The organism is Pseudomonas sp. NPDC089408 (assembly GCF_044749445.1).
GTDB lineage: Bacteria > Pseudomonadota > Gammaproteobacteria > Pseudomonadales > Pseudomonadaceae > Aquipseudomonas.
Genome location: NZ_JBIVHY010000027.1, coordinates 1 through 26822, shown reverse-complemented (window position 1 = coordinate 26822; position 26822 = coordinate 1). Strand labels below are relative to the sequence as shown.

At 62.9% G+C, this 26822-nt stretch carries 25 protein-coding genes; 14 read left to right on the top strand and 11 right to left on the bottom strand.

Annotation, left to right across the window (positions count from 1 at the left end):
- Positions 1 to 2: 2 nt before the first annotated feature.
- From uvsE to ACIP02_RS26030, 5 genes are all read right to left on the bottom strand, one after another.
- Entirely contained in the window at positions 3 to 1016 is a 1014-nt protein-coding gene (uvsE, locus tag ACIP02_RS26050) for a UV DNA damage repair endonuclease UvsE (protein WP_400622514.1), read from the bottom strand.
- Between the two features lie 18 nt (positions 1017 to 1034).
- Positions 1035 to 3227 carry a xanthine dehydrogenase family protein molybdopterin-binding subunit gene (locus ACIP02_RS26045; protein ID WP_400622512.1) on the bottom strand — a complete coding sequence of 731 codons (2193 nt, stop codon included), beginning with the start codon at positions 3225 to 3227 and terminating at the stop codon, positions 1035 to 1037.
- Positions 3224 to 4225 (bottom strand): FAD binding domain-containing protein, encoded by a 1002-nt coding sequence (locus ACIP02_RS26040; RefSeq protein WP_400622510.1) that lies wholly within the window; start codon positions 4223 to 4225, stop codon positions 3224 to 3226. The genes ACIP02_RS26045 and ACIP02_RS26040 overlap by 4 nt, the downstream gene beginning before the upstream one ends.
- On the bottom strand, positions 4222 to 4728 hold the full coding sequence (locus ACIP02_RS26035; RefSeq protein ID WP_400622508.1) for a (2Fe-2S)-binding protein: 507 nt from the start codon (positions 4726 to 4728) through the stop codon (positions 4222 to 4224). Before ACIP02_RS26035 ends, ACIP02_RS26040 begins: the two co-directional genes overlap by 4 nt.
- A gap of 93 nt (positions 4729 to 4821) precedes the next feature.
- Positions 4822 to 5202 (bottom strand): termination factor Rho, encoded by a 381-nt coding sequence (locus ACIP02_RS26030; protein ID WP_400622506.1) that lies wholly within the window; start codon positions 5200 to 5202, stop codon positions 4822 to 4824.
- A 544-nt stretch (positions 5203 to 5746) separates the two neighbouring features.
- Between ACIP02_RS26030 and pstS the strand changes: the two genes are divergently transcribed.
- From pstS to ACIP02_RS25985, 9 genes are all read left to right on the top strand, one after another.
- The gene (pstS, locus tag ACIP02_RS26025) at positions 5747 to 6778 is read left to right on the top strand and encodes a phosphate ABC transporter substrate-binding protein PstS (protein WP_400622504.1); all 1032 of its coding nucleotides are present in this window, start codon (positions 5747 to 5749) and stop codon (positions 6776 to 6778) included.
- A 70-nt stretch (positions 6779 to 6848) separates the two neighbouring features.
- Positions 6849 to 7814 carry a phosphate ABC transporter permease subunit PstC gene (gene pstC / locus ACIP02_RS26020; protein ID WP_201207020.1) on the top strand — a complete coding sequence of 322 codons (966 nt, stop codon included), beginning with the start codon at positions 6849 to 6851 and terminating at the stop codon, positions 7812 to 7814.
- Positions 7814 to 8707 (top strand): phosphate ABC transporter permease PstA, encoded by an 894-nt coding sequence (pstA, locus tag ACIP02_RS26015; protein WP_400622502.1) that lies wholly within the window; start codon positions 7814 to 7816, stop codon positions 8705 to 8707. The genes pstC and pstA overlap by 1 nt, the downstream gene beginning before the upstream one ends.
- A 50-nt stretch (positions 8708 to 8757) precedes the next feature.
- A complete protein-coding gene (pstB, locus tag ACIP02_RS26010; RefSeq protein WP_016500238.1) occupies positions 8758 to 9546 on the top strand; it encodes a phosphate ABC transporter ATP-binding protein PstB in 789 nt (262 codons plus the stop codon).
- A 94-nt stretch (positions 9547 to 9640) separates the two neighbouring features.
- A complete protein-coding gene (locus tag ACIP02_RS26005; RefSeq protein ID WP_400622499.1) occupies positions 9641 to 10339 on the top strand; it encodes a hypothetical protein in 699 nt (232 codons plus the stop codon).
- Positions 10339 to 10938 (top strand): hypothetical protein, encoded by a 600-nt coding sequence (locus ACIP02_RS26000; RefSeq protein WP_400622497.1) that lies wholly within the window; start codon positions 10339 to 10341, stop codon positions 10936 to 10938. Before ACIP02_RS26005 ends, ACIP02_RS26000 begins: the two co-directional genes overlap by 1 nt.
- Positions 10939 to 11330: 392 nt before the next feature.
- Positions 11331 to 12518, top strand: a complete 1188-nt coding sequence (locus ACIP02_RS25995; RefSeq protein WP_400622495.1) for a porin — start codon at positions 11331 to 11333, stop codon at positions 12516 to 12518.
- Positions 12519 to 12753: 235 nt separating this feature from the next.
- Positions 12754 to 13917, top strand: coding sequence for a nitric oxide-sensing protein NosP (gene nosP, locus ACIP02_RS25990; RefSeq protein ID WP_400622493.1), 1164 nt, complete (start codon positions 12754 to 12756; stop codon positions 13915 to 13917).
- Positions 13886 to 15784 (top strand): NahK/ErcS family hybrid sensor histidine kinase/response regulator, encoded by a 1899-nt coding sequence (locus ACIP02_RS25985; RefSeq protein ID WP_400622491.1) that lies wholly within the window; start codon positions 13886 to 13888, stop codon positions 15782 to 15784. The genes nosP and ACIP02_RS25985 overlap by 32 nt, the downstream gene beginning before the upstream one ends.
- An 88-nt stretch (positions 15785 to 15872) precedes the next feature.
- Here the strand turns inward: ACIP02_RS25985 and ACIP02_RS25980 are convergent, their stop codons facing one another.
- From ACIP02_RS25980 to ACIP02_RS25955, 6 genes are all read right to left on the bottom strand, one after another.
- Positions 15873 to 16538 (bottom strand): response regulator, encoded by a 666-nt coding sequence (locus tag ACIP02_RS25980; RefSeq protein WP_400622489.1) that lies wholly within the window; start codon positions 16536 to 16538, stop codon positions 15873 to 15875.
- Positions 16539 to 16596: 58 nt separating this feature from the next.
- Positions 16597 to 17157, bottom strand: coding sequence for a PQQ-dependent catabolism-associated CXXCW motif protein (locus ACIP02_RS25975; RefSeq protein ID WP_400622487.1), 561 nt, complete (start codon positions 17155 to 17157; stop codon positions 16597 to 16599).
- Between the two features lie 280 nt (positions 17158 to 17437).
- Positions 17438 to 18229: an ABC transporter permease gene (locus ACIP02_RS25970; RefSeq protein WP_400622485.1), complete on the bottom strand. Its 792-nt coding sequence runs from the start codon at positions 18227 to 18229 to the stop codon at positions 17438 to 17440.
- Positions 18226 to 18966, bottom strand: a complete 741-nt coding sequence (locus ACIP02_RS25965; RefSeq protein ID WP_400622484.1) for an ABC transporter ATP-binding protein — start codon at positions 18964 to 18966, stop codon at positions 18226 to 18228. Before ACIP02_RS25965 ends, ACIP02_RS25970 begins: the two co-directional genes overlap by 4 nt.
- Positions 18963 to 19952 (bottom strand): YVTN family beta-propeller repeat protein, encoded by a 990-nt coding sequence (locus tag ACIP02_RS25960; RefSeq protein WP_400622482.1) that lies wholly within the window; start codon positions 19950 to 19952, stop codon positions 18963 to 18965. Before ACIP02_RS25960 ends, ACIP02_RS25965 begins: the two co-directional genes overlap by 4 nt.
- 30 nt (positions 19953 to 19982) lie before the next feature.
- Entirely contained in the window at positions 19983 to 21176 is a 1194-nt protein-coding gene (locus ACIP02_RS25955) for an ABC transporter substrate-binding protein (protein WP_400622480.1), read from the bottom strand.
- Between the two features lie 150 nt (positions 21177 to 21326).
- Between ACIP02_RS25955 and ACIP02_RS25950 the strand changes: the two genes are divergently transcribed.
- From ACIP02_RS25950 to ACIP02_RS25930, 5 genes are all read left to right on the top strand, one after another.
- Entirely contained in the window at positions 21327 to 22601 is a 1275-nt protein-coding gene (locus ACIP02_RS25950; protein WP_400622479.1) for a histidine kinase, read from the top strand.
- Positions 22601 to 23239 (top strand): response regulator, encoded by a 639-nt coding sequence (locus ACIP02_RS25945; RefSeq protein ID WP_400622477.1) that lies wholly within the window; start codon positions 22601 to 22603, stop codon positions 23237 to 23239. The genes ACIP02_RS25950 and ACIP02_RS25945 overlap by 1 nt, the downstream gene beginning before the upstream one ends.
- 162 nt (positions 23240 to 23401) lie before the next feature.
- Complete coding sequence (locus tag ACIP02_RS25940; protein ID WP_400622475.1) at positions 23402 to 23875, top strand: MarR family winged helix-turn-helix transcriptional regulator; 474 nt, start codon at positions 23402 to 23404, stop codon at positions 23873 to 23875.
- A 30-nt stretch (positions 23876 to 23905) separates the two neighbouring features.
- A complete protein-coding gene (locus ACIP02_RS25935; protein WP_400622473.1) occupies positions 23906 to 25099 on the top strand; it encodes an efflux RND transporter periplasmic adaptor subunit in 1194 nt (397 codons plus the stop codon).
- A complete protein-coding gene (locus ACIP02_RS25930; protein WP_400622471.1) occupies positions 25096 to 26631 on the top strand; it encodes a DHA2 family efflux MFS transporter permease subunit in 1536 nt (511 codons plus the stop codon). The genes ACIP02_RS25935 and ACIP02_RS25930 overlap by 4 nt, the downstream gene beginning before the upstream one ends.
- The last annotated feature ends 191 nt before the right edge of the window (positions 26632 to 26822 follow it).

Genomic DNA, 26822 nt, shown 5'->3' with positions numbered 1-26822 from the left:
CATCAGGCGACGTAGCGGCAGTAATAGTCCAGCGTGGCCAGGTTTTTGTCCTTGGCCTCGAACATGATGTCGAACCGCTCGAGAAACTGCAGCGCGTAGCGGTTGGTCCAGTCGTTCCACATCTGCGCACTGTGCGCGTACAGGTCGCGCTTGTTGACCTTGTCCAGCAGTGCCGGAAGGGTCAGCTTGGTTCCAGCGTCAAAACCAAGCGCCTGCAGGTGCTCGGGCGGCTGTGAATAATGCATGACTGGCCGCACGCCCCGCCAACTGGCAATGATGCGCTCGACGCGCGGGTCGTTCGGGGCTATATAGTCGCCCTCATGGATCCAGCAATGGTGGATATCCAGCACCACGGGCGCCAGGTCGGCCACCGCCAGGCAGTCATCGACACCGTAGGTTTTTTCATCGTTCTCGAAGGTAATCACGTTACGCGCCACCTGCGACAGCCGTGGCCACACCTGGCGGATGCCCGCCGCACCCAGGCGTCCGGCAATGTGCACGTTGCACTTGAAATCCTGGAAGGTCTGGCCAAAACCCATCATACGGATCATGTCGCCGTGGTATTCGAACTCGGCCAGGCTGTTCTCTACGACTTCGGCACGGTCCGAACCGAGCACGCAATACTGGCCCGGGTGGAAGGACAAGCGAATGTTCTGCTCACGGGCCAGCTGGCCGATGGCGGCGAAGCGTTCGACCATCAGTAACTGGAGGGCTGGCTCACGGTATAGCGGGGCAACGGCTGGGTGGCTGTACAGCGGCAGCAGGTCGCTGCTCAGGCGCAACATGCGCAGCATGGGCTGCAGCTCGCTGACATAGGCCAGCAGGCGCAACTGGGCATCGAGGTTGTGCTGTACCAGCTCCAGTAGCTTGGCCCGAGCAGCCGCTTCGCCCGCGCCGGTCATCCAGCGCAGGGTGGTGGTGCGTGGGTTGAAGGTACGCTCGATGGTTTCCAGCGCCTTGATCGTCAGGCTGCGGTGCGGGTGGCGGTACATGCAGGCGAAACCAAGGCGTGGCATGAGGTACTCCAGGTGGGGTCAAAGCAGCGTGTCCAGCGTGATCGGGAATGTTCGCACACGCTTGCAGGTGGCATGGTAAATGGCATTGGCCACGGCCGCCGCCACGCCAACGATACCGATCTCTCCCACCCCTTTGGAACCCAGCTCATTCACCACCTCGTCATGCTCCTCCACGAATATCACGTCGATATCCGCTATGTCGGCGTTGACGGGTATGTGGTACTCGGCAAGGTTGTGGTTGAGGATTCGCCCCAGCTGATGGTCGGTTTGTGCCTGCTCCTGCAGCGCCATGCCCAGCCCCCAGACCACGCCTCCAAGAATCTGGCTGCGAGCGGTTTTCGGGTTGATGACGCGCCCTGCGGCGACGGCACTGACTACCCGGCTGACACTGATCGTGCCCAATTCTTCGTCGACCAGCACTTCTACGAATACCGCTGAATGTGTTGCACTGGAATACCGCTTGCGCTTGTCACTCGGCTGCGCCTCGACGTGCACCTCGAAAAACGCATGCTGGCTGCCGGCAAGCAGATCGGCGAGCCCGATCGATCGATTACCGGCCAGCAGACACCCGTGGGCGAAGCTGAACGCCGAATCTGCCAGCGACGCCAGGTCGGCGTGTTGCCGGCGCGCCTGATCGATTACGCAATCGCGCAGCGCCAGGCAGGCCTGGCGTACTGCCGAGCCGACCGAAGACACGGTGAAGGAGCCGCCCTGCAGTGGTGCGGTCGGCAATGAGGAATCGCCAAGCAGGAACGTGACATTGCCCACGTCAGTGCCGGCAGCATCCGCTGCGATCTGTGTCATCACCGTGTAGGTGCCCGTGCCGATGTCGGTGGTTGCGCTGCTGACGGTCAGGTGGCCTTGGGCGTCAAGGCGCGCCTTGGCACTGGCCTTCATCTGCATCGCTTCCCACACACCACCGGCCATGCCCCAGCCCACCAACTGCCTGCCGCGACGCATCGTCCCGGGAGCGAGGGGGCGCTTTGCCCAGCCAAAACGCTGCGCGCCCTGTTGGTAACACGCCAGCAGTGCCTTGCTCGAATAGGGTTTGCCTTCGTTGCCGTTGTGGCTGGCGAAGTTGCGCCGACGCAGTTCCAACGGGTCGAGCTGCGCTGCCCAGGCCAGTTCATCCATCGCGCATTCCAGGGCAAGCACACCAGAGCCCGCGCCCGGTGCGCGCATGTCCAGCGGGGTGTAGACATCCAGCGGTACCAGGCGATAGGTCAAGGCGACGTTGTCGCAGTGGTAGAGCATGCCGCTCCATTCCACCAGGTGTTCGGTGAAGTCCTCGAAACGCGACGTCTGGCCGATGGCATCGTGGGCGATCGCCTGCAACCTGCCATTACTGTCGGCGCCCAGGCGCAGCCGCTGCTGGGTGCGCGGGCGATAGCCGAAGGTAAACATCTGCTGGCGACTGAGGGTGACACGCACAGAACGTTTCAGGTACAGGGCGGCCATTACCGCCAGGGTCAACTGATATTGCGGGCGTAACCCCGAGCCGAAGGCACCCCCGACGAATGCTGCCTTTACCCTGAGCTGATCTTTGGGCAAACCGAACACATTATGCAGGTAGTCTTGGCAGTTTTGCGTACCCTGGGTCTTGTCATGGATCTCCAGCTTGCCGTCGACTTGGTAGAACACCGTCGACGCGTGGGGCTCCATCGGGTTGTGATGTTCGTTGGCGGTGAGGTAGGTGGCGTCAATGGCCACCGCTGCGTTGGCAAATTGCCCGGCAAAATCGCCTCGGGGCCCGGGCGTTTGCGCAGGCGCCTCATGTGCGGAGCCCATCACGCTCAGCAAGTCGGACTGGTGAGTGTCCGGCGTGTATTCGATCACTACCAGCGAACCGGCATAGCGCGCTATTTCAAGCGATTGTGCCACCACCAGCGCCAGGGGCTGGCCGCTATACAGCACACGGTCATTGAACAAGGGGCGGAATGGCGCCCCTTCGGCAGCGTCGGCGTCGTTGTAATCGTCATCGTAACTGGAAATACGAGGCCGGTTGCCATGGTCCAGCACGGCAACCACGCCCGGCACCTGCAGTGCCCGCGTGCTGTCTATGCGCAACACTCGCCCACGGGCGATGGTGCTGGACACCACGCTGCCATGCAGCAGCCCGGCTTCAGGGAAGTCCGCTGCGTAACGCGCCTGCCCGGTGACTTTCGCCACGCCATCCACACGGTCCAGAGGCGTTCCGATAACCTTGTTCATGCCGTCGCTCCCTGATCCGTTGCGCCAAAAGCCGCGTCACTCAACGCCCGGACAATGGCCCGTTGCGCGAGCTTGATCTTGAAGCCGTTATGGCTGAGAGGGCTGGCACCCTGCAACAGGCGTTCGGCTGTACGCGTGAAAAGTGCAACGGATGCGAGCTGACCACGCAGGCCAGCTTCCACCGCCGGGTCCCGCCAAGGCTTGTGGGCCACCCCACCCAATGCCACGCGGGCGTCCCGGATCAGCCCTGCATCGAAGGTCAAGGCAGCCGCCACCGATACCAGCGCGAAGGCAAAAGAGGCGCGATCGCGAACCTTGAGGTAGCGATAGTGCTGTGCAAACGCCGGTGGCGGCAGCTCGATGGCGGTGATGAGCTCTGCCGGGCGCAGGTGGTTGTCCCGCGCCGGCTCAGCGCCTGGCAGACGATGGAAATCGCTGAATGCGATCTGGCGATTCCCGGCAGGGCCTTGCACATGCACCACCGCCTCGAGTGCAGCCAGGGCGACGCACATGTCCGAAGGGTGGGTCGCGACGCAGGCATCGCTGGCGCCGAGGATGGCATGAATACGGTTCAGACCGGTGCGTGCCGGGCAGCCGCTGCCGGGATCGCGCTTGTTGCAAGGTGTGCCGGTGTCGTAAAAGTAGTAACAGCGCGTGCGTTGCAGCAGATTGCCGGCCGTGCTGGCCATGTTCCGCAATTGCGCGGAGGCGCCGGCCAGGATGGCATCGGCCAGCAAGGGATAGTGCTGCTGGATGGCTGGGTGCCAGGCCAGGTCGGCATTGCTGACCAGCGCGCCGATCAGCAGGCCACCACTGGCTGTTGTTTCGATGTTGGCAAGGGCCAGCCCGGTGATGTCGATCAGACGCTGAGGGCGCACCACGTTTTCTTTCATGAGGTCGACAAGGTTGGTTCCACCGGCAATGTACTGCGATGAAGCATTGGCGAGGCTTAACGCCTCGCTGATCGAGGTCGGTTTGTGGTAGCTGAACGGACTCATGAATTTTGCTCCTTCATCAGCGGCAACGCCTCTTCGACGGCTGCCACGATGTTGCTGTAGGCGCCGCAGCGGCACAGGTTGCCGCTCATCTGTTCACGGATGTCGACACGCGTTTCGGCGCGCCCTTCGTAAGCCATGCCGATAGCCGAGCAGATCTGCCCAGGCGTGCAGTAGCCGCATTGGAAGGCATCATGGGTGATGAAGGCGCGCTGCATGGGATGGAGTTTTTCGCCGTGGGCCAGCCCTTCGACAGTGACCACCTTGGCCCCGTCGCACATGACTGCCAAGGTCAGGCAGGCGTTGATCCGCCGCCCGTCTCGTATGACCGTACAGGCGCCGCATTGGCCGTGGTCGCAGCCTTTTTTACTGCCGACCAGGTCGAGTTGTTCGCGCAGCAGGTCGAGCAAGGTCGTCCACGGCAGTACATCCAGCGCCTGCTGTGTGCCATTTACGGTCATCTGTATGGGGCGCAGGTGGGCGCCCTCAGGGAGGGTTTCTCGCATGACAGGTCCTCACGGTTCGGGTTCGCACAGTGCGCTGTGTCTATGGGCTGGGACTGAACTGGCCAGGCAATTGTTCAGCCCGGGTGCGGTTGCTCAACCGTGTTTGCGCAACGCTTCTACCAATTCGGCCTTGGTCATGGTGGAGCGGCCCTTGATATCTTTGCTGCGCGCTTCTTTCATCAGGCTTTGTTTGCTCTGGGTTTCCAGTGAACTGCCCGAGGTACGCGAATGGCCCTGGCGTGACTTGGCTGCCCGCTTGGCCGAATCGGCGCGGGCGGCCTTCTTCTCGTTCGGCGGCGTGCTTTTTCCCGAGCCGCCTTTCTTCTCGCCGCCCCCGGATTGCTTGTTGACAGTGGCCCAGGCACGGGCTTCAGCCTCATCTTTCGACAAGCCCTTGTGCTCGTAGCCTTCCTCGATGTGCTCGGCTTTGCGCTTTTGCTTGTCGGTGTATTTGTCTTTATCGCCGCGTGGCATGGTCTTTACTCCCGCTGTTTGCCTGAGCGGTTGAAACCCTGCGCGGCAGAAGAGTGCCGGACAATGGACGAGCGGTACCTGGACTTCGGTTGGCCGGGCCTGCTGGAATATCCCTGGCCGTTTACCGCTGCAGTCGCCACCGTATTCGCGGGTGAACCCGCTCCTACATGGGTCGGTGATGCCTATAGATCGGTGGTTCGGCACAGGCCGTTGTAGGAGCGGGTTCACCCGCGAAGAGGCCGGGCCTGCTGGCCATTATCCCTGGCCGTTTACCGCTACAGTCGCTACCGTATTCGCGGGTGAACCCGCTCCTACATGGGTCGGTGATGCATATAGATCGGTGAGATCGGTGGTTCGGCACAGGCCGTTGTAGGAGCGGGTTCACCCGCGAAGAGGCCGGGCCTGCTGGGCAATATCCCTGGCCGTTTACCGCTGCAGTCGCCACCGTACAAAAAGCTCTATCACGCGGCCTGCCTTTCAACAGTCACAAAGCTGTAACACAGCTGATGCAAAGTGTGCCGGCCATCACACGGAGCGCTTTTAGATGATACGCCTGATGAAGTCTGCTGCACTCGCTGTTGCCGTCTCCCTTTGCGCCACTGGTGCAGCCGTTGCCGCAGAAAACATTCGCCTGACCGGTTCCGGCGCGAGCTTCCCTGCACCCATCTACCTGACCTGGTTCAAGGACTTCAGCAAGAAGACTGATGGCGTCACCGTTGACTACCAGTCCAAGGGTAGCGGCGCAGGCGTTCAGGACTTCCTGAACAAGACTGTCGACTTCGCCGCCAGCGACTCGGGCATGAGCGATGCAGACATTGCCAAGGTAGGCGAGGGCGTGCAGTTGCTGCCAATGACCGCCGGCGAAATCGTCCTGGCCTACAACCTGCCAGGCAACCCGAAAGGCCTGAAGCTGCCTCGCGATGTGTACTCCAACATCTTCCTGGGCAAGATCACCAAGTGGAACGACCCGAAGATCGTCGCTGCCAACCCGGAGCTGAAGCTGCCTGACCTGCCGATCACCGTGGTCGTGCGTGCCGACTCCAGCGGTACCAACGCCGTGTACACCAAGCACCTGTCGGCCATCAACGCCGATTTCAAGAAAGAGCTGGGTGAAGGCAACACCGTCAACTGGCCGGCCACTGACAAGTTCATCAAGTCGCCGAAGAACGACGGCGTAACCGCCACCGTTCGTCAGACCCCAGGCGCCATCGGCTACATCGAATACGGCTTCGCCAAGCTGGCCAAGGTCGACTTCGCCCAGCTGGAAAACAAGGCTGGCCAATACGTCGTGCCAAACGCCGAGAGCGGTGCCGAAGCGCTGGCTGCGGTGAAAATGCCTGAAAACCTGATCGCCACCCTGCCGGACCCGGAAGGCGCCAAGTCCTACCCGATCACTTCCTACACCTGGATGATCTTCCGCAAGGACAACGGCAACCCGGAAAAAGCCAAGGCCATGCGTGAAATGGTCGAGTACGGCCTGACCGAAGGCCAGAAGATCGCCGACTCGATGGGTTACATCCCGCTGCCACCGTCGGTTGTCGACCAGGTGCGTAAAGCGTCTGCCAACATCCAGTAAAACCCAGGCGCTCCCGGCATCGACATGAAGCCATGCCGGGGGTGTTTGTCCCCAGTCCCGGAACTTGCCCATGAACACACCTTTTGCCATACCGGATAACCCCGACTCCGCGTGCCAGCCACCGTCTACGAAAGACTTCCTGGTCGATCGCACCTTCCGTGCGCTTGCACGTATTGGTGTGGTGCTGGTGCTGGCGCTGGTCTTCGCGCTGGTTTACGAAGTGGGCCGCAAGGCACTGCCCGGCATTGAAAAGCACGGCTTCGACGTGCTGTTCGGCACCGTCTGGGATGTCAACCAAGGCAAGTACGGTATTCTGCCAGCGATCTGGGGCACACTTTACAGTGCCTTCATCGCACTGTTGATCGCCGGTTTCTTCGGCGTCAGCATGGCCATTTTCCTCACCCAGGATTTCCTTCCGGCCAGGCTTGCCGCGGTGTTTCGCACCATCGTCGAGCTGCTCGCCGCCATCCCCAGCGTGGTCTACGGCCTGTGGGGCATCTATGTGGTCATCCCCGCTATTCGCCCGCTGACCACCTGGCTGAACAGCGAGCTGGGCTGGATCCCGTTTTTCGGCACCTCCCTCAGCGGGCCTGGCCTGCTGCCAGCGGCACTGGTCCTGGCGATCATGATCCTGCCGACCATTGCAGCGGTGTCCCAGGACGCGCTGACCAGCGTGCCGATGAAAACCAAGCAGGCTGCCTACGGCATGGGCACCACCCATTGGGAAGCCATCCTCAAGGTAATGGTGCCATCCGCCGCTACCGGCATCTTCGGTTCGCTGGTGCTGGGCCTGGGGCGCGCACTCGGCGAGACCATGGCGCTGGCCATGCTGGTCGGCAACGCCAACACGCTGTCGCTTTCCCTGTTCGCCCCGGCCAACACCCTGGCGGCGCTGCTGGCGCTGAACTTCCCGGAAGCCGGCCCGAACGAGATTGAAGTGCTGATGTATGCAGCCCTGGTGCTGATGTTCATCACCCTGCTGGTGAACGTGCTTGGCTCGATGATCATGCTCTACGCCCAGCGGGGTAACAAATAATGACTGACCTGACGACCCCTGTGGCCGCGTTGCCCAGCCTGCAGCGCAAGCTGGAAGGCCGTGCCCTGCGCAGCCTGATCCTGACCAGCCTGGCCTGGTTCGCAGCCCTGGTGGCCAGCGTGCCGCTGATTTCCGTGTTGTACATGCTGATTACCCGCGGTGGTGCACGGCTCAACCTGGAAGTGTTCACCGAGCTGCCACCCACCGGCTTCGAGATGGGCGGTGGTTTTGGTAACGCCATGGCCGGTACCTTCGTCATGGTCGGCATCGCCGCCGCCATCGCAGTACCGGTTGGCATCCTTGCCGCCGTGTTCCTCGCCGAGTTGGGCCCCGAGAGCAAGCTGGCCAACACTGCGCGCTTTGCCGCCAAGATGCTCACCGGCCTGCCGTCGATTCTGGCAGGTGTATTCGCCTACGCCCTGGTGGTAATGACCACCGGTACCTACTCGGCCCCGGCCGGTGGTGTGGCCCTGGCCGTGCTGATGCTGCCGATCGTGGTGCTGACCGCCGAAGAGTCGATGAAGATGGTGCCCAAGATCATGAAGGACGCCGCTTATGGCATGGGCTGCACCCGTGCGCAGGTGATCTGGAAGATCGTCCTGCCCACCGGCCTGCCGGCCATCCTCACTGGCGTAATGCTGGCCGTGGCCCGTGCCGCCGGCGAAACCGCGCCGCTGCTGTTCACCGCGCTGTTCAGCAACTACTGGATCTACCACAGCGGCGAGTTGGCGGTAATGAACCCTACTGCCTCGCTTGCCGTACTGATCTACAACTTCTCCGGCATGCCGTTCGACAACCAGCTGGAGCTCGCCTGGGCGGCCTCGCTGGTACTGGTCATGATCGTGCTGGTCATCAACATCCTTAGCCGTGTATTCGGCAAACCCAAGTATTGAGAAAGGGAGCATCCAACTTGAACGTATCCACTGCGCAAAGAGCCGCTCCCATGGTCAGTGAAGCAACCCCGATCGTCATGGACTGCAAGCTGGACAAGATCTTCTACGGCAACTTCATGGCGGTGCGTGACAGCCACGTGCCAATTCGCAAGAACGAGATCACCGGCTTCATCGGCCCGTCCGGCTGCGGCAAGAGTACCGTGCTGCGAAGCCTCAACCGCATGAACGACCTGGTGAAGGGCTTCCGTTTCGAAGGCCACGTGCATTTCCTTGGCCAGGACGTCTACGGCAAGGGTGTCGACCCGGTTGTGGTGCGCCGCTACATCGGCATGGTGTTCCAGCAGCCCAACCCGTTCTCGATGAGCATCTTCGACAACGTAGCCTTCGGCCTGCGCCTGAACCGCTACAAGGGCGACCTGGGCGACCGCGTGAAGCACGCCCTGCAAGGCGCTGCGCTGTGGGACGAAGTGAAGGACAAGCTCAAGGTCAGTGGCCTGTCGTTGTCCGGCGGCCAGCAGCAGCGCCTGTGCATTGCCCGTGCCATCGCCACCGAGCCAGAAGTGCTGCTGCTGGACGAGCCGTGCTCGGCACTCGACCCGATTGCCACCCGTCGGGTGGAAGAGCTGATGGTCGAGCTGAAGAAGGACTACACCATCGCCCTGGTGACTCACAACATGCAGCAGGCGATCCGTGTGGCCGACACCACGGCGTTTTTCTCGGTAGATATTTCCCAGGGTAGCCGCACCGGCTACCTGGTCGAGATGGGCCCGACCGCGCAGATCTTCCAGAACCCGCGCGAACAGCTGACCAGTGACTACATCAGCGGCAAGTTCAGCTGAGCCACGCCGAGCCAAGGTGGCCGGGTGTTGCAACCAGGGAGGTTGCAACACCCGGCCGCGTTACCTTCCGTTAAAGTGTTACCCGGGATTTCCAATGCGAGCGACGCGTCGTCTAGATCTTTCAGCGGTAGAGCGCGCACTGCGCGAGGTGCAGAGCCGCTTTGCCGAACTGAGCCAGCACTTCACCGAACCGCGCGACCCGTTTACCGACGAGGTGCTGCTGAATGTAGTTGAAGGCTATGCCCTGATTGACGATTATGTCGCTCGCGGTATCGACCTGTTCGACCTGCAACAGCTGAACCTGATGCTGGAAATCAACGCCACCGTGCTGTGCGGCAGCGACCCGGCCCGGCGCCTGGAGTTCGCCCCGCACCTTGCCGCAACCGAGGCGCACTTTTTCAACAACGTGGAAGGTGGCATCAAGGATTTGTACAACTGGTACTGCTCGTATGGCAGTGACTCGATCTGGAAGCGGGCGGCCGGTGTTTATGTACGTATTCTCAGCAAGCCGCAGCTGTTCATCGAAGGCAACAACCGCACGGGTTCGCTCATTGTCAGCTACTTGCTGATGCGTGCCGGGCTGCCGCCATTCGTGCTGTCGCTGGACAACGCCGAGGGTTACTTCAACCCGTCCTCGGTCATACGCAACTCCGCTAAACACGGTGTCAAGGCATTGTACGAATTACCCAAGATCAAGAAAAAGTACGCCGCTTTCCTTGAAGCGAAGGCGCCTGAGCCCGGCAAGTTCTTCCTGCGCGGCACGCACGTGCCTGCCTGTGAGGGGGGCCGCTGATGCAACAGGTATCCCTGCTGGAGCGCGGGCGGCAGGCCATCGAGCGCAAGCTCATGCGCGGCCAGGTACGCATTTCGTTCGATATCGACGACACGCTGGTCTGCCAGCCCGAACACGCTGCGGCCGAAGACAGCAAGTTGCCGGGCTTTGTCCATCGCTGGCTGGGCGAGCCCCTGCGCAGCGGCACGCGTGAACTGATCCGCGACCTGCGCCGCCAGGGTTGCAGCATCTGGATCTACACCTCGTCGGGGCGTACCCCGGCCTACATCCGCCGCTGGCTGATGCTCTATGGCATTCATGTCGACGGTGTGGTCAACAGTGACCGGCACCAGCACATCCTGGCCCAGAACGGGCTGGAAAATTCGCCGTCCAAGCTGCCATCGGCGTTCGATATCGATCTTCATGTGGACGATTCCGAAGGCGTACGCCTGGAAGGCGTCGACCACGGTTTCCGCGTGGTGGTGGTGTGCCCGAAGGATGAGCACTGGGCACAGAAGGTGAAGGCTGCGGCGGTCGATGTACAGGCCCGCCTGGCCTGGCAGCAACCGCACCGCTATGAAATGCCCGCTTGCCAGCGTTCGCAGGCGCTGGCTTCCTGATCGGTCGCTATGCCAGCTACCGTGTAGCATTCTTCGCGGGTAAACCCGCTCCCACAGGTTTTGCACATTATCGATGCATTGCACGGCACCTGTGGGAGCGGCTTTAGCCGCGAACACCGGCAACGCCGGTGCCATCCACCGTGCAGCCTCGACATACCCGTTCTTTCAAGTGACCGTCTCAAGCCGTTCATACAGCGGTACTGATACCCGTCTGCTACTCATGTCTACACCTGAAGTCTTGCACCCAGTCCCAAACAGGTCCCGGGACCAAATCACCGCACCACACCCTCCGCCCCAAAGCACCCGTCAGCTCACGCCAAAGCAGCGTTCCTGGCTATCAGCCCACTTCTGATAATCGCCTCCGACATCCCGTCCCCCGTTTGGAGCGCGCCATGCACAACAACAATAAGCACCTGCCGCCTCGTTTCCTCGCCGCCGCCATCGCCAGCCTTTCTGCCCTGGGCCTGAGCAGCGTTGCCGAAGCCGAGATCATGCTGTACGACAAGGAGCAGACGACGTTTTCCACTGACGGCTACATCAACGCCTTCTACGTCAACAGCAAGGTCGACCGCGAAGGCGAGCAATTCGACCGCCGCCAGTCGCGGGTGAAGATGGGCTTCCTGCCCAACTACATCGGCTTCAACATGGGCAAGCAGGTGGACGACCTGAAGCTCGGCGCGCGTGCCTCGTTCTGGGTCACCATCAACGACAGCGAAACCAACGGCACCGACACCGCAATCGACGTGCGCCAGTTCTATGGCACGGTGGCCAACCCTGAGTGGGGCGAAGTGCTGATCGGTAAAGACTTCGGCCTGTTCGCCCGCTCCAACATCCTGCTCGACGAGTTGCTGGCCGGTTACGGCCAGGTCAGTGACACCCTGGGCCTGGTGGATGGCGGCGGGGTGTCGTTCGGCAATATCGGCAGCGGCTACCCGTACCCGTTTCCTACTTCGCAGATCACCTACCGCACGCCAGTAATGGACGGCTTGCGGGTGGCGGTAGGCATCATGGACCCGGTGGACACCAACGACAGCAGCCCGACCGGCAAGGCCTACCAGGAAAACCCGCGCACCGAGAGCGAGATCACCTACCAGTTCGACCTCGGCGGGGCGCAGATCTACAGCTGGGTCAACGGCAGCTACCAGAGCTCCGACAACACCGACTCGTCGGTGGAGACCGTCACGTCCAAGGGCGTGGGCTATGGAGTGCAAGCGAAGATGGGCGGCTGGTCGCTGACCGGCTCGGGGTTCCAGGCCAAGGGTATCAACCCGTTCTTCACCAACAACGCCGGTGAGCCAGTGCTGCGCAATGTGGACAGTGACGGCTACCTGCTGCAAGGCTCGTACAAGTTTGGCAAGAACCGCGTGGCGCTGTCGTACGGCAAGACCAAGGACGATGGCAACGGCGCGGTAGGCAGCGGTGCCGACTATGAGACACGTGGCGTGGCGTTGTTCCATGACGTCAACGACAACCTCAAGCTGGTGGCCGAGTACAACCAGTTTTCCATCGACGGGCATGAAGGCAGTGCGCAGAACGAAGATACCGATACCTTGGCAGTGGGGGCGGTGTTGACCTGGTAAATCCCCGGGGCTGCTGTGCAGCCCTTTCGCGACGCAAGGCCGCTCCCACATGTGAGGGCGTGCGCAGGACATTGTGGGAGCGGCCTTGCGTCGCGAAGGGCCGCGCAGCGGCCCCGGTAATTACAGGTGACAACATTACTTCCATGGAACCCCCCACCCACTACCCAAGTAGCATTCGTCCCCCGTACCCCCCTTCGTACACTGACCCCTCAGCCACCCCGCGCCGGAGACCACGATGCAACAGGCTCATTACGACGGTGTGGTCAGCGCCATGTCCCAGGCCACCGATGCCACGCTGGCTGCCCAGGAGCTGGCGCGGCAGCTGTTGCACCCGCACTTGGGCCTGGTGCTGTTCTTCTGTTCTGCCGAATACAACCTGCAACAGCTGGCCGAAGCGCTGGAGCAGTGCTTTGGCGGTATCCGGCTGGTCGGTTGCACCAGCGCCGGCGAAATCACCCCGCAGGGCTACGGCCGCAACTGCGTGACAGCGGTGGGCTTCGATCACCGGCAATTTTCCATCGCCACCGGGCTGATCGATGAAATGGAGCACTTCAGCCTGATCGATGCTCAACAAATGGTCGAGCGCCTGGTCGGCACCTGCCGCAGCAATTCCCTGGCGCCGATCAAGGGCCACAGCTTTGCCCTGACCCTGCTGGATGGCCTGTCCAGCCGCGAGGAAATGGTCCTTGCTGCGCTCAGCGCTGCCTTGGGCGACATCCCTCATTTTGGCGGTTCGGCCGGTGACGACAACTACCTCAACCGCACCCACGTGTATTACGGCGGCGCGTTTCACAACGGTGCCGCCGTGGTGGTGCTGGTCAACACCTGGCTCGACTTCGAGGTGTTCACCACCCATCACATCCAGCCGCGCCAGGAAAAGCTGGTGGTGACCGGTGCCGACAGTGCCCAGCGCCGGGTTTTCGAGCTGAATGCCGAACCCGCGGCCGAAGAATACGCCCGCCATATCGGTGTGCCGGTGGCGGCCCTCGACCACAGGGTGTTTGCCGCCCACCCGCTGGCCGTGCGCATTCACGACCAGTACTACGTGCGGGCGATCCAGCAAATGCACGCCGACCTGAGCCTGAGCTTCTACTGCGCCGTGGAGAACGGCATCGTGCTCACGGCGATGACCCCCGGCCCGCTGCTGCCTAACCTGCACCAGCTGTTCGACGGCTTGCATCAGCGCCTCGGGCCGCTGCTGCTGACCATCGGCTGTGACTGCTTCCTGCGGCGCCTGGAGCTGGAGGGCCGGCACGACCTGGAGCCAGTCGGCGCGTTCTTGCGTGAGCAACGGGTGATCGGCTTCAACACCTACGGAGAACAGTTCAATGGCATGCACATCAACCAGACCTTCACCGGCGTCGCCATTGCCCGCAACCGGCCTCCTGTCGGTCGCTGAACTGCAGGCCGAGGTGACCCGGCTGCAGCTGCAGAACCACAAGTTGCAGCGCATCAATGGGGCGTTGATCGAACGCATCGAGTCAGGGGTAACCCGTGGCAACGACCCTTATGCCGCCTTCCAGCATTCGGTGGTGCTGGCCGAACAGGTGCGCGAACGCACCGATGCCCTGAGCCAGGCGATGGCCGAACTCAAGGCGGTCAACCACCTGCTCAGTGAAGCCCGGCAGCGGGCCGAGACCGCCCACCAGCACCAGATTCGCCTGATCACCGACAATGTCCCGGCACTGATCGCCTACCTGAACGCCGACCTGGTCTACGAGTTCACCAACAAGGTCTATGAGGAGTGGTACTGCTGGCCACGCGGCGTCATGCTGGGCCAGAGCCTGCGCGAGGCGCACAGCGAGCAGCATTACCAGCGCCTGGAGGCCTATGTGGCGCGGGCGCTGGCGGGTGAGAGCGTCACCTTCGAGTTCGCCGAAACCAACATCAATGGCCAAGAGCGTTACATGTTGCGCTCCTATGTGCCCAACCGCCTGGCCAGCGGCGAGGTGGTGGGCATCTTCGTGCTGATCCGCGACATTACCGAACGGCGCAATACCGCGCAGGCGCTGCACCAGGCCTATCAGCACCTGGAGCAACGCGTGCGTGAGCGCACCGCCGAACTGACCAGCCTCAACGACCAGTTGTTGCGCGAAATCGAAGAGCGCAGCCGGGCTGAATCGCGCTTGCGCGAGGCCAAGCGCGAAGCCGAACAGGCCAACCTCTCCAAAACCAAGTTTCTCGCGGCGGTCAGCCACGACCTGCTGCAACCGTTGAACGCGGCGCGGCTGTTTACCAGTGCCTTGCTTGAAAACCGCGAGCCGCACGCCAGTGCCCACCTGGTGCGCAATGTCAGCAACTCGCTGGAAGATGTGGAAAACCTGCTGGGCACATTGGTGGACATTTCCAAACTCGATGCCGGGGTGATCAAGGCCGATATCGCCCCGTTCGCCCTCAGCGAGCTGATGGACAACCTGGCCGCCGAATATGCCCAGGTGGCGCGCAGCGAGGGCTTGGCACTGCACTTCGTGGGGTGCTCTGCCGTGGTGCGCAGTGATATCCAGTTGCTGGCGCGGATCCTGCGCAACCTGCTCAGCAATGCTATCCGCTACACCCGCAGCGGGCGTGTGGTGCTGGGTTGCCGGCGCCTGCGAGGCGGCCTGCGGATTGAAGTGTGGGACAGCGGCATCGGCATTGCCGAAGAGCACCTGGACGAGATGTTCCTGGAGTTCAAGCGCGGTGACGTGCAGCGCCCGGACCAGGACCGCGGGTTGGGCCTGGGCCTGGCGATCGTCGAGAAGATCGCCGGCATTCTTGGCCACCGGATTCGTGTTCGCTCCTGGCTGGGCAAGGGTTCGGTATTTGCCATCGAGGTGCCGTTGAGCGCCACAGCACCCAAGGCCCAGCCGAGCCAGGTGCTTTGCGAACCGATGTTCGAGCGCCTGCGCGGGGCGCGGGTGTGGGTGCTGGATAATGACGCGGCCATTTGTGCCGGCATGCGCACCCTGCTTGAGGGCTGGGGTTGCAAGGTGATTACCGCGTTGTCGGAGGAAGACCTGGCGCGCCAGGTGGACAACTACCACGCCGAAGCCGACCTGCTGATTGCCGATTACCACCTGGACAATGACTGCAATGGTGTCGACGCCGTGGCGCGGATCAATGCCCGGCGCACCCAACCACTGCCCGCATTGATGATTACTGCCAACTACAGCAACGAGCTCAAGCTGCAGATTCGCGAGTTGGGCCATACCTTGATGCACAAGCCGGTGCGGCCGTTGAAGTTGAAGACAGCGATGAGCCATTTGCTGGGCAGCAGCATTTCGTAGCTGCCGGCCTATTCGCGGGTAAACCCGCTCCTACAAGGGACTGCGATCGTTGTAGGAGCGGGTTTACCCGCGAATCGGCCGGAACAGGTCAACGCCGCAGGTAATCAGCGAAATCGATATCCCCAGCACTGAGAATCGCCTGCACCCGGTTGTGCACATTGAGCTTGCGCAATATCGCCGAAACATGCGCCTTGACCGTGGTTTCGGCGATATCCAGCGTGTAGGCGATCTGCTTGTTCGATTCGCCCTTGGTCATGCGCTCAAGCACCAGCAGCTGCTTGCGGGTGAGGGCCTGGAGCATTTCCGGCGGGAAGCTCGGGGCATCGTTATGGCGCCTGCTGGTGCTGCTTTTCTGGGCGCGAATGATGTCGGGTGGCAGGTAGACATTGCCGTTGAGGATCTGCTCAATCGCTTCAATCATTTGCGAACGTGGCGATGACTTGGTGATAAAGCCTACGGCGCCGTAGGTGATGGCCTGCAGCACGATCTGCTTTTCCTGCTCGGCCGAAACGATCACCACCGGCGTAGTCGGCGCTTCGTTACGCAGGGTGATCAGGCCATTGAGGCCATGCATGCCGGGCATGTTCAGGTCGAGCAGGATCAGGTCCAGGTCTTCATGCGCCTGGGTCAGGGCCAGGGCGCTGTCCAGGTCGGCGGTTTCCATGACCTCGCTGCCCGGGAAACCATCGCTGATGACGTTATGGATGGCTTCGCGAAACAGGGGGTGATCGTCGGCAATCAGAATTTTGTACATGGCCTTTTCACCTTGTTTTTATTGGATGGAGCAGGGCACGCAGACGCAGGCAAGCATGTCAGGGGAAGGGCACCGGTTGCGCCGGCTGCAGCGGCAGGTTGGCCTGCTGCCAGGCGTCCAGGCCGTCGCGGTACCAGTACAGGTTGTTATAGCCAAGGGCTTTAGCGCGTTTTACCGCGTTCCAGCTCAGCCAGCAATCAGAGCGGCAGTAGAACACCACGGGTTGCTCCGGGTGCCCGGCCGTGGCTTTTGCCAGGTTATGCACGAAGTACGCCTGCCAAGCCGGGTTCAGTTCGCCGTCGCCGGTGTTGGCCAGCCACAGGCTGCCGGGGAGGTTGGCGTGGGGGGCGTCTTCGATGAAACGGCCTTGCAGCCACTGGCGGCGGTAGACGTCGATCAGCACCGGCCTGGGGTTCTGGCCCAACAGACGTTGCAGAGCGGTGGTGTCAATGACCTGGCCGCCCTCGACCTGCTGCGGGGTCGGGCTGCGGTAGAGGCTGGTGCGATAGCCTTCGGCAGAGAACAGCGGCGTGCTGTCGGCGTGGGCAATGCCCAGCGACAGGCTCAACGAAAGTGCCGCCAGCAAAAGGCGTGGCAGCCGGGGCAGGGCACGTGGCATGGGGTTTTTCCTTTTTGTTATAGGCCCATTACATGCCAGTGGCGGTGCTTTGTGAATGCGACGATAGACAGTAAATGCGGTACTAAAGTAGTAGAGAGGGTAAACACTGCATCAGCCTTGACGCGGGCCCCTGTAGGAGCGGCCTTGTGTCGCGATCGGGCTGCGAAGCAGCCCCAGCAATTCAGGCGTCGAAGCTGAAATTTTTGGGGCTGCTTTGCAGCCCGATCGCGACACAAGGCCGCTCCTACAGGGATCGCATTTGCAGGATCGCTTCTATTAGTCAGCGCGGCTTTCGCAGCGCTGCATGCTGGGGGTTGAAGGTAAGGATCGCCAGCAGCGTGAACAGCGCAGTCAACCCCAGGCAAACCGCCAGTGCCAGCAGGTTCAGCCGTTCATACAACGCAAACCGCACCAATTCCACGGCATGGGTAAACGGGTTCACCGCACACAACCCGTACAACCATTCGCTGGCTTCGCGCATCTTCCACAGCGGGTACAGCGCCGAAGACAGGAAAAACAGCGGGAAAATCACGAAATTCATTACCCCGGCAAAGTTCTCCAACTGGCGGATGGCATTCGACAGCAACAAGCCCAGGGCGCTGAGCATGAAGGCCACCAGCAGCAACGCCGGCAGTGCCAGCAGCAACCCCGCAGCCGGTGGCTGCACGCCGTACACCCAGGCGATGGCCAGGAAGGCATACACCTGCAGCAGTGAAATCAGCGAGGTCGCCAGCAGCTTGCTACCCAGCAGGAACGGTCGCGGTAAAGGGCTGGTCAGCAGCACGCGCATGCTACCCATCTCGCGGTCATAAACCATCGACAACGACCCCTGCATGCCGTTGAACAGCAGGATCATGCAGGCCAGGCCGGGGATGATGTACACCTCGTAGGGGATGTAGGTGGTGTAGGGTTCGATGATCGCGATGCCCAGCGCTGCGCGAAAGCCGGCGGCGAACACCAGCAACCACAGCAGCGGGCGTACCAAAGCACTGAGCAGGCGCGTGCGTTGCAACACGAAGCGCAGCCATTCGCGCAGCATGATGCCGTTGAAACATTGCCAGTAAGCGTTCATCGGGCATGGGCTCCTGTGGGCGCGCTGGTCAGGCGGGCAAAGGCGCTGTCGAGGTCGCCGCCGTGCTCCAGGCTCAGCGCATCGGCGGTGCCGCTGGCCACCAGGCGACCCTGATAGAGGATCAGCAGGTCGTCGCTGGGTTGTACTTCGTCCAGCAGGTGGGTGGCCCACAGCACGCTTAGCTGCTGCTCGCGGCACAGCCGCCGCAGGTGCTGGTTGAGTGCCAGGCGGCTGGCCGGGTCGAGGCCGACGCTGGCTTCGTCGAGCAACAGCAGGCGCGGTTCGTGCAGCAGCGCGCGGGCAATTTCCACCCGGCGGCGATGGCCGAGGTTCAGCTCGCGCACGCGATCATGGCGGCGTTCGCCCAGGCCCTGGCGAGCCAGTTCGGCCTCGACCCGCTGGCTGCTCTGGCGCCGCGACAAACCATGCAGCGCGGCGTGGTAGCGCAGGTTCTGCTCGACGCTCAGGTCCAGGTCCAGGGTGCTTTGCTGAAACACCACGCCCAGCTGGCGCAGGGCTGTGCGCGGGGCGTCGCGCAGCGAGCCGCCGCACACGCGGATATCGCCCTGCTGCACGTCGTACAGGCGGGTAAGCAGAGCGATCAAGGTCGACTTGCCGGCGCCATTGGGGCCCAGCAACGCGGCGAAGCGCCCGGGCGCGAGGCTGAAACCGACCTGCTTGAGCGCTTCACGCGGGCCATAGGCGAAGCTCACGCCACTGACTTCGAGGGCGTTCATGGTGTTACCACCACACCCCAAGGGTAGCGCCCGACCTTCACCGACTTGAGCACTTTCAGGGTTTTTGCGTCAATCACCGACACGTCGCCGCTGACCCCGTTGGTCGCCAGCAACTGGCTCTGATCCGGGGTGAACGCCAGCTGCCAGACCCGCCGCCCGACCAACAGGTAGTCAAGCACCTCAAAGGTTTTGGCATCAATCACCGCTACATGGTTGGCCGGGCCGAGGGCGACGAAGGCGTACTTGCCATCGGCGCTGAGCTTGATGCCCACCGGCTGGACCTTGTCCGGGTGCACGCCCTTGATCTGGAAGTTCAGGGTTTTCAGCACCTGGCGCGTGGCCACGTCGAGGATGGTCACCGTGCCGCCGATTTCCGCCGAGGCCCACAGTTTTGTCCCGTCCTGGTTGAACTCGACAAAGCGCGGGCGCTGATCGACCAGGGTGCTGTCGGCCAGGGTCTGGGTGCTGGTGTCGATCCAGTGCAGCATGTTGGTGGTTTCACTGGTGTTGACCGCCCACTTGCCGTCGGGGCTGACCGCCATGCCTTCGGGCTCGATGCCGACATCGATCTGCCCCAGCACCTTGTCGGTCACGGTGTCGATCACCGTCACCAGCGCGTCGTCTTCGTTGGACACGTACAGCCAGCGGTCGTTGGGGTGCAGGGCGAACTGCTCGGGGTCTTTGCCGGAGGGCAGCTCCTTGATGATCTTGCGCGTGGCCACGTCCATCACCTGTACCCGGTCGGAATCGCTGGCGCAGATGTACAGCAGCTTGTTGTCATGCGACAGCAGCAGGCCGCGCGGGCGTTGGCCCACCGGCAGGGTATCGGTGACCCGCAGGGTCTGCATGTCGATCAGGCTGAGGCTATTGTCCTTTTCGTTGGACACCCAGGCGGTGGCGGCCACGGCGTGGCCGCTGGCCAGCGCCAGGGCGCCCGTCAGCAGGCTGGGGTAAAGCAGGGCCCGAGGGAAGAGGGGGCGGCGCATGGCGAATTCCTTGTTGTTGTGATTGTCGGCTCAGGGGTAGCTGCAGGTCACTTCGGGCTTGTCATAGCCCAGGCTGTCCATTTCGTTGAAGGGGTGCAGGAAGCCTTCCTGTGGCGAGGTGCTGACCAGGGCCCGCGGTTGCACCAGCGGGATCGGTTGGCGCAGTTCGCCGTTCCAAGGCCGGTAACTGAGCTTGCGGCCCTTGAAACCGTCCAGCGGCAACTGCTCGCTCAGCAACAGTTGCTGCACCGCGCGCGGCTCGCCTTGGCGCAGCTTGCTGACCGCACTGGCGACGCTGCGCACGGCCATCCAGGCAGCAAAGTCGCGGTCGTTCATCCAGCGCCCGGCCTGGGCTTCGAAGCGCTTTTGCAGCTGCGCCGCACCAAAGGTTTCCACGGTCTTGTGCCAGCCAGTGGGGGTCAGCCCCTGGGTGCCGGCCACCGGGCGCGGGTACCAGGTCTGGTAGGGCAGGTATTCGCCAAAGTCGCCGCGCTCGTCGGCCACCAGCACCACGTCGTATTCGGCGGTTTGCGTGAACAGCGGCATGTCGGCCTGGGCGCTGCGGCGCTGGTCGTTGTCGAAGGTCCAGGTTTTTTCCGCCACCAGTTGTACCCCAAAGCGCTTCGCCGAACGGCGCAGGGCGGCGGCGTAGGCCCGGTCGTCTTCGGTCTGGCCGACCACCAGCAAGGCCCGTTGCCATTTGCGCAGCACCAGGAACTGCACCAAAGCATCGGCCAGCATGGCCCGGCCCGGCAGGCTGTGCAGCACATTGCCCAGGCACTGGTTGCTGCGCAGGCTGTCGTCGGGGCTGCCGGCATTGAACAGCAGGCTATCGGGCAGCGCGGCAGACAGCGCGCGCAGGCTGGTGGCCGGGGCATTCACCACGAACAGGCGCAGGCCCTGGTCGTGCTGGGCCTTGGCCGCCTGCAGCAAGGCCTCGGGGCTGTCGACGCTGGCACTGGCCAGCTGGTACTGCTGCTTCAGAAAGCGCCCGGTGCTGTTGCTGTCGACAATTGCCAGTTCGGCGCCTTGCAGCCCGGCATCGTCGGGTTCGGGGATGACAGTGGACAGCAGCGGGCCAGGGTCGGGGCGGTAGCCCAGGTAGCCAATGCGCACTTGCAACGGCTCAGCAGCCTGGCCTGGTGCGGCGGGTGCGACAGCAGCCGCAAACGTCGCAGCCAAGGCCAGCAGGCAGGTCAGGGCAAGGTGGGCAGGCTGGCGCATATCACACTCCACGGCAGATGGCGCCAGCATAGGAAGCGCGTCGGCAACAGGAAATATGCAGAAAGTACCGCTCGGGCGGTACCAAGGTAGTAAATTCGCGCGGCTGCTGCGGTTTTACGATGGACCGCAGCGCCCCTGAAGAGAACCGCCATGCGCCTCATCAACCTGCCTGCGCTATGGCGCATCAACCTTTGGGTCACTGGCTGCTTCGCCCTGCTGACAGTGGCCTGTGCCGGGGTGCTGCTGCACCAGGCGCTGGCCGACGTCGAGCGTGAGCTGCAGTCTGCCGAAGCCGTGGTGACCTACCTTGCCGACAGCACCGCGCGCGACCCGGCCAGCCTGCAACCGAGCCTGACGCAGAACCTGCGCCATGTGCGGGTGCACTGGTTGGCAGCGGGGCAGGCAGCGCCGTTGTCAGGCCAAGCCGGTATCGATGCCTGGCTGGGCCGCCAACTGTTCGGCGAACGCCACCGCAGTAGTCGGCTGCTGGAGCTGGATGATGGGCACCGGGTGCTGATAGCCGTGGATGCGCGCGATGAAATCGACGAAGTCTGGGATTCGTTGCAGCAACTGCTGAGCCTGTGCGGGCTGGCGTTGTTGTTGAGCCTGGTGACCATTCGCTGGGCCGTGCACCGGGCCATGGGTTTGCTGGATAAGCTGTTGGGGGCATTGCGCCAGGTTTCGGCCGGGCAACTGACGGCGCGCCTGCGCGAGGCCGGGCTGCCGGAAGCGCGCCAGTTGGCGGAGCACTTCAACCGCATGGCCGCAAACCTGGAGCAGGCCCGTGCCGACAATACCCAACTGACCCAGGCCCTGCTGGCGGTACAGGAGCAGGAACGTACCCGGCTGGCGCAGACCCTGCACGACGATCTCGGGCAATACCTGGCCGGTATCCGCGCCCAGGGCTGCTTGCTGCGCTTGGCTGCCGACCAGCCCGCGGTGGTCGAGCAGACAGCGCAGGCGCTGGAGCTTAACTGCGAGCGTTTGCAGCAAGGCTTTCGAGCGCTGGTGCATGACTTGTATCCGGTAGCGCTGCAGCACATGTCGCTGGCCGAAGCCTTCGGTGTGTTGGTCAGCCAGTGGCAGGCCAGCCAGGGTATCGATTGTCGCCTGCGGGTGGGCGAGCATCTGCCAGCGCTGCCCGGGCCGAGCAGGACGCATTTGTACCGGCTGCTGCAGGAGGCGCTGACCAACGTCGCGCGGCATGCCGGTGCCAGCCAGGTGCGGGTGCGCCTGCAGCGTAGCGCCAAGGGTTTGCGCCTGTGGGTGCGTGACAATGGCCGCGGTGCGCAGCAACCCCAGCGCCCCGGGGTTGGCCTGCACTCGATGGCCGAACGCGCCCGTAGCCTGGGCGGTGACTTGCGCATCCTCAGCCGCCCGGGTGGCGGCTGGGCGCTGGCCCTGAACATTCCCAAGGAGCTGTGATGAATATCGTATTGGTCGATGACCATGCCGTGGTGCGCCAGGGCTATGCCAGCCTGTTGCGGGCGGTGTTGCCGACAATGCAGGTGCGCGAGGCCGCCAGTGGTGAAGAGGCGCTGGCCCGGGTGCAGGAACAGGTGCCTAACCTGGTGATCATGGACTTTGGCCTGCCGGGCATCAGCGGGCTGGAAACCACCCGCCGCCTGCGCCAGCGCCTGCCGCAACTACGGGTGTTGTTCTTCAGCATGCACGACGAGCTGCCGCTGGTGCGCCAGGCGCTGGAGGCAGGGGCTTCGGGCTACCTGACCAAGAACTCGGCGCCCGAGGTACTGATCGAGGCGGTGCAGCGCGTGCTGGCCGGGCATGCCTACATAGAGCAGCCATTGGCTACGCAGCTGGCATGCACTTCACCCCAAGGCGAAAGCGACCCGCGCCTGCAGCGCATGACCCAGCGTGAGCTGGAGATTTTCACCATGCTGGCCAAGGGCACCCCGGCGCGAGTGATTGCCGAGCAGCTGTGCATCAGTGCCAAGACCGTGTCCAACCACCTGACCTTGCTCAAGAGCAAGCTGCAGGTCAGCTCGCATGCCGAGCTGGTGCATGTGGGGATTGACCTCGGGTTGGTGCGGGTGGCGGGGTAGCGTTCCGGCCGTCCGCTCATGGCTTCAGCAAGGCTGCAAGGGCCCTGCATCGAAAGCGCCAGAAGCAGCAAATGATGAAATTTTCCATAGCTAGCTAATCAAGGCTTTGACATTCACTGCCTAGGCAGTAATATTTTTACACAATTTCCCGAGCAGTCACCGATGGCCCACTTCTCCCCCGAAAACTTCCAGACCTGCGCCATCGGCATGCTGCTTGGCCGCGCGGCGATCCTGAAGGATCGCATTCTCGACTGGCACCTCGAGTCAGAGGGCGTCACCGCCGCGCAGTTCAAGGTGTTGATCATCGTTACCCAGTACCAGGTGGACACACCGGCCGAGCTGTGCCGCTACCTGGGCCTGGACAGCGGCTCGATGACCCGCATGCTCGACCGCCTCGAGCAGAAGGAATTGATCGTGCGCAACCGCTGCGCCGACGACCGCCGCCAGGTGCGCCTGGCGCTTAGCGCCGACGGCCAGCGCCTGGCCGACCGCCTGCCGGAAATCGGCGCCGCCGCCATGAACGAATTGTGCGGCGTGCTGGCACCAGAAGAGCTGGAAACCTTGGAAGGCCTGCTGGCCAAGGTCCTGCTCGCTGCTGGCGACCCGTTGACGATCCGCCGTTTCGGCGACCGTTGATCCCTGTCACGAATTATCCAAGGTATTGTCATGGCCACTCCCGCAGACACCCCGACTCCCACCGCAGCACCCGAGCCGTCGCGTAAGCGCAAGGCCTGGCTGCTAGGCCTGCTGTTGCTGGTGGTCCTTGCCGCTATCGGCACCTGGGCCTGGTACAGCCTGGTCGGCCGCTGGCACGAAAGCACGGACGACGCCTACGTGAACGGCAACGTGGTGGAGATCACCCCGCTGGTCACCGGCACCGTCACCAGCATTGGCGCCGATGACGGCGACCTGGTGCATGCCGGCCAGGTGCTGCTGCAATTCGACCCGGCCGACAGCGAAGTGGCCCTGCAGTCCGCCGAAGCCAAGCTGGCGCGCAGCGTGCGCCAGGTGCGTGGGCTATACAGCAACGTCGATTCGCTCAAGGCCCAGCTGGAAACCCGTCAGGCCGAACTGCGCAAGGCGCAGCAGGACTTTAACCGGCGCAAGGTGCTGGCCGACAGCGGCGCGATTGCCGCCGAAGAGCTGTCCCATGCCCGCGATGACCTGAGCGTGGCTCAAGCTGCCGTGAACAGCGCGCGCCAGCAGCTCAGCACCAGCAGTGCGCTGGTCGACGACACCGTGGTGTCCTCGCACCCCGAGGTCATGGCCGCTGCCGCCGACCTGCGTCAGGCCTACCTCGACCACGCCCGCACCACGCTGGTGGCGCCGGTTACCGGCTACGTTGCCAAGCGCACCGTGCAACTGGGCCAGCGCCTGCAACCAGGCACCGCGACCATGGCCGTGATCCCGCTGGACCAGGTGTGGATCGACGCCAACTTCAAGGAAACCCAGTTGCGTGACATGCGCATCGGCCAGCCGGTTGAAATCAGCGCCGACCTGTACGGCGGCGAGGTCAAGTACAGCGGCACGGTCGACAGCCTTGGCGCCGGCACCGGCAGCGCCTTCGCCCTGTTGCCGGCGCAGAACGCCACCGGCAACTGGATCAAGATTGTCCAGCGGGTACCGGTGCGTATTCACCTGAGCCCCGACCAACTCAAGGACCACCCGCTGCGCATTGGCCTGTCCACCGTGGTGGAAGTCGACCTGCACGACCAGAGCGGCCCGACGCTGGCCCAGCAGCCACCGCAGAAAGCCAGCTACACCACCCAGGTGTATGACCGCCAACTGGTCGAGGCCGACAACCTGATTGCCCAGCTGATTCATGAAAACAGCGCACCTGGCAAGACGGCGCAGCGATGAGCAACAACGCCGCTGCCCAGTTCACGCCGCCAAGCCTGCTGCTGACTACCATCGGCCTGTCGCTGGCGACATTCATGCAGGTGCTCGACACCACCATTGCCAACGTGGCCTTGCCGACCATTTCCGGCAACCTGGGGGTGAGCTACGAGCAGGGCACCTGGGTCATCACTTCGTTTGCAGTGAGCAACGCCATTGCTTTGCCGCTGACCGGCTGGCTAAGCCGGCGTTTTGGTGAGGTGAAGCTGTTCATCTGGGCCACGCTGCTGTTCGTGCTGGCATCGTTCCTGTGCGGTATTGCCCAGTCGATGCCGGAGCTGGTCGGCTTTCGTGTGCTGCAAGGTGTGGTTGCCGGGCCGTTGTACCCAATGACCCAGACGTTGCTGATTGCCGTCTACCCCCCGGCGAAACGGGGGATGGCCCTGGCATTGCTGGCGATGGTCACGGTGGTGGCGCCGATTGCCGGGCCGATTCTCGGCGGCTGGATCACTGACAGTTACAGCTGGCCATGGATTTTCTTCATCAACATACCGATCGGCCTGTTCGCCGCTGCCGTGGTGCGCCAGCAGATGCGCACGCGGCCGGTGGTCACCAGCCGCCAGCCAATGGACTACATCGGCCTGCTGACGCTGATTGTCGGCGTGGGTGCGTTGCAGGTGGTACTGGACAAAGGCAACGACCTGGACTGGTTCGAGTCGTCGTTCATCATTGTTGGCAGCTTGATTTCGGTGGTGTTCCTGGCGGTGTTCGTGATCTGGGAGCTGACCGACCGCCACCCGGTGGTCAACCTGCGCCTGTTCGTGCACCGTAACTTCCGCGTTGGCACCATTGTGCTGGTCGGGGGCTATGCGGGGTTCTTCGGGATCAACCTGATCCTGCCGCAATGGTTGCAGACGCAGATGGGGTACACCGCGACCTGGGCAGGCCTGGCGGTCGCGCCGATCGGCTTGCTGCCGGTGATCATGTCGCCGTTCGTGGGCAAGTATGCGCACCGTTTCGACCTGCGGGTGCTGGCGGGGCTGGCGTTCCTGGCGATCGGTACCAGCTGCTACATGCGGGCCGGGTTCACCAGTGAGGTGGACTTCCAGCATGTGGCGTTGGTGCAGTTGTTCATGGGGATTGGTGTGGCGCTGTTCTTTATGCCGACCCTGAGCATCCTGTTGTCCGACCTGCCGCCGCACCAGATTGCCGACGGTTCGGGGTTGGCGACCTTCCTGCGGACGTTGGGCGGGAGTTTTGCGGCCTCGTTGACGACGTGGATCTGGATTCGGCGGGCGGACCAGCACCATGCCTACCTGAGCGAGAACATCAGCCAGTTCGACCCGGCGACGCGGCATACGCTTGAGCAGCTGGGCGGGGCCAGCCCGCAGAGTTATGCGCAGCTGGAGCAGATACTCAACGGGCAGGCTTACATGATGTCGACGGTGGACTACTTCACCTTGATGACCTGGGTGTTTGCCGGGTTGATCCTGTTGGTGTGGTTTGCCAAGCCACCGTTTACCGCCAAGGCGGGGCCGGCGTCGGCAGGGCATTGATGCAGGATTGAAGCAGCATCTGACAGCGATGCTCTTGCTTTTGCTTTTGCTCTTGCTCTTGCTCTAGCTTCTAAGCGCGCGGTAGTCCAGGCGACACAGATTGCGACTTCAGGAGGCCGAGCGAAGGGCTTGCGGAGGGAGGTGACGGGCATGGATGCCCGTCAAGCGCTGAGGCCCCAGGGATGGGGCCT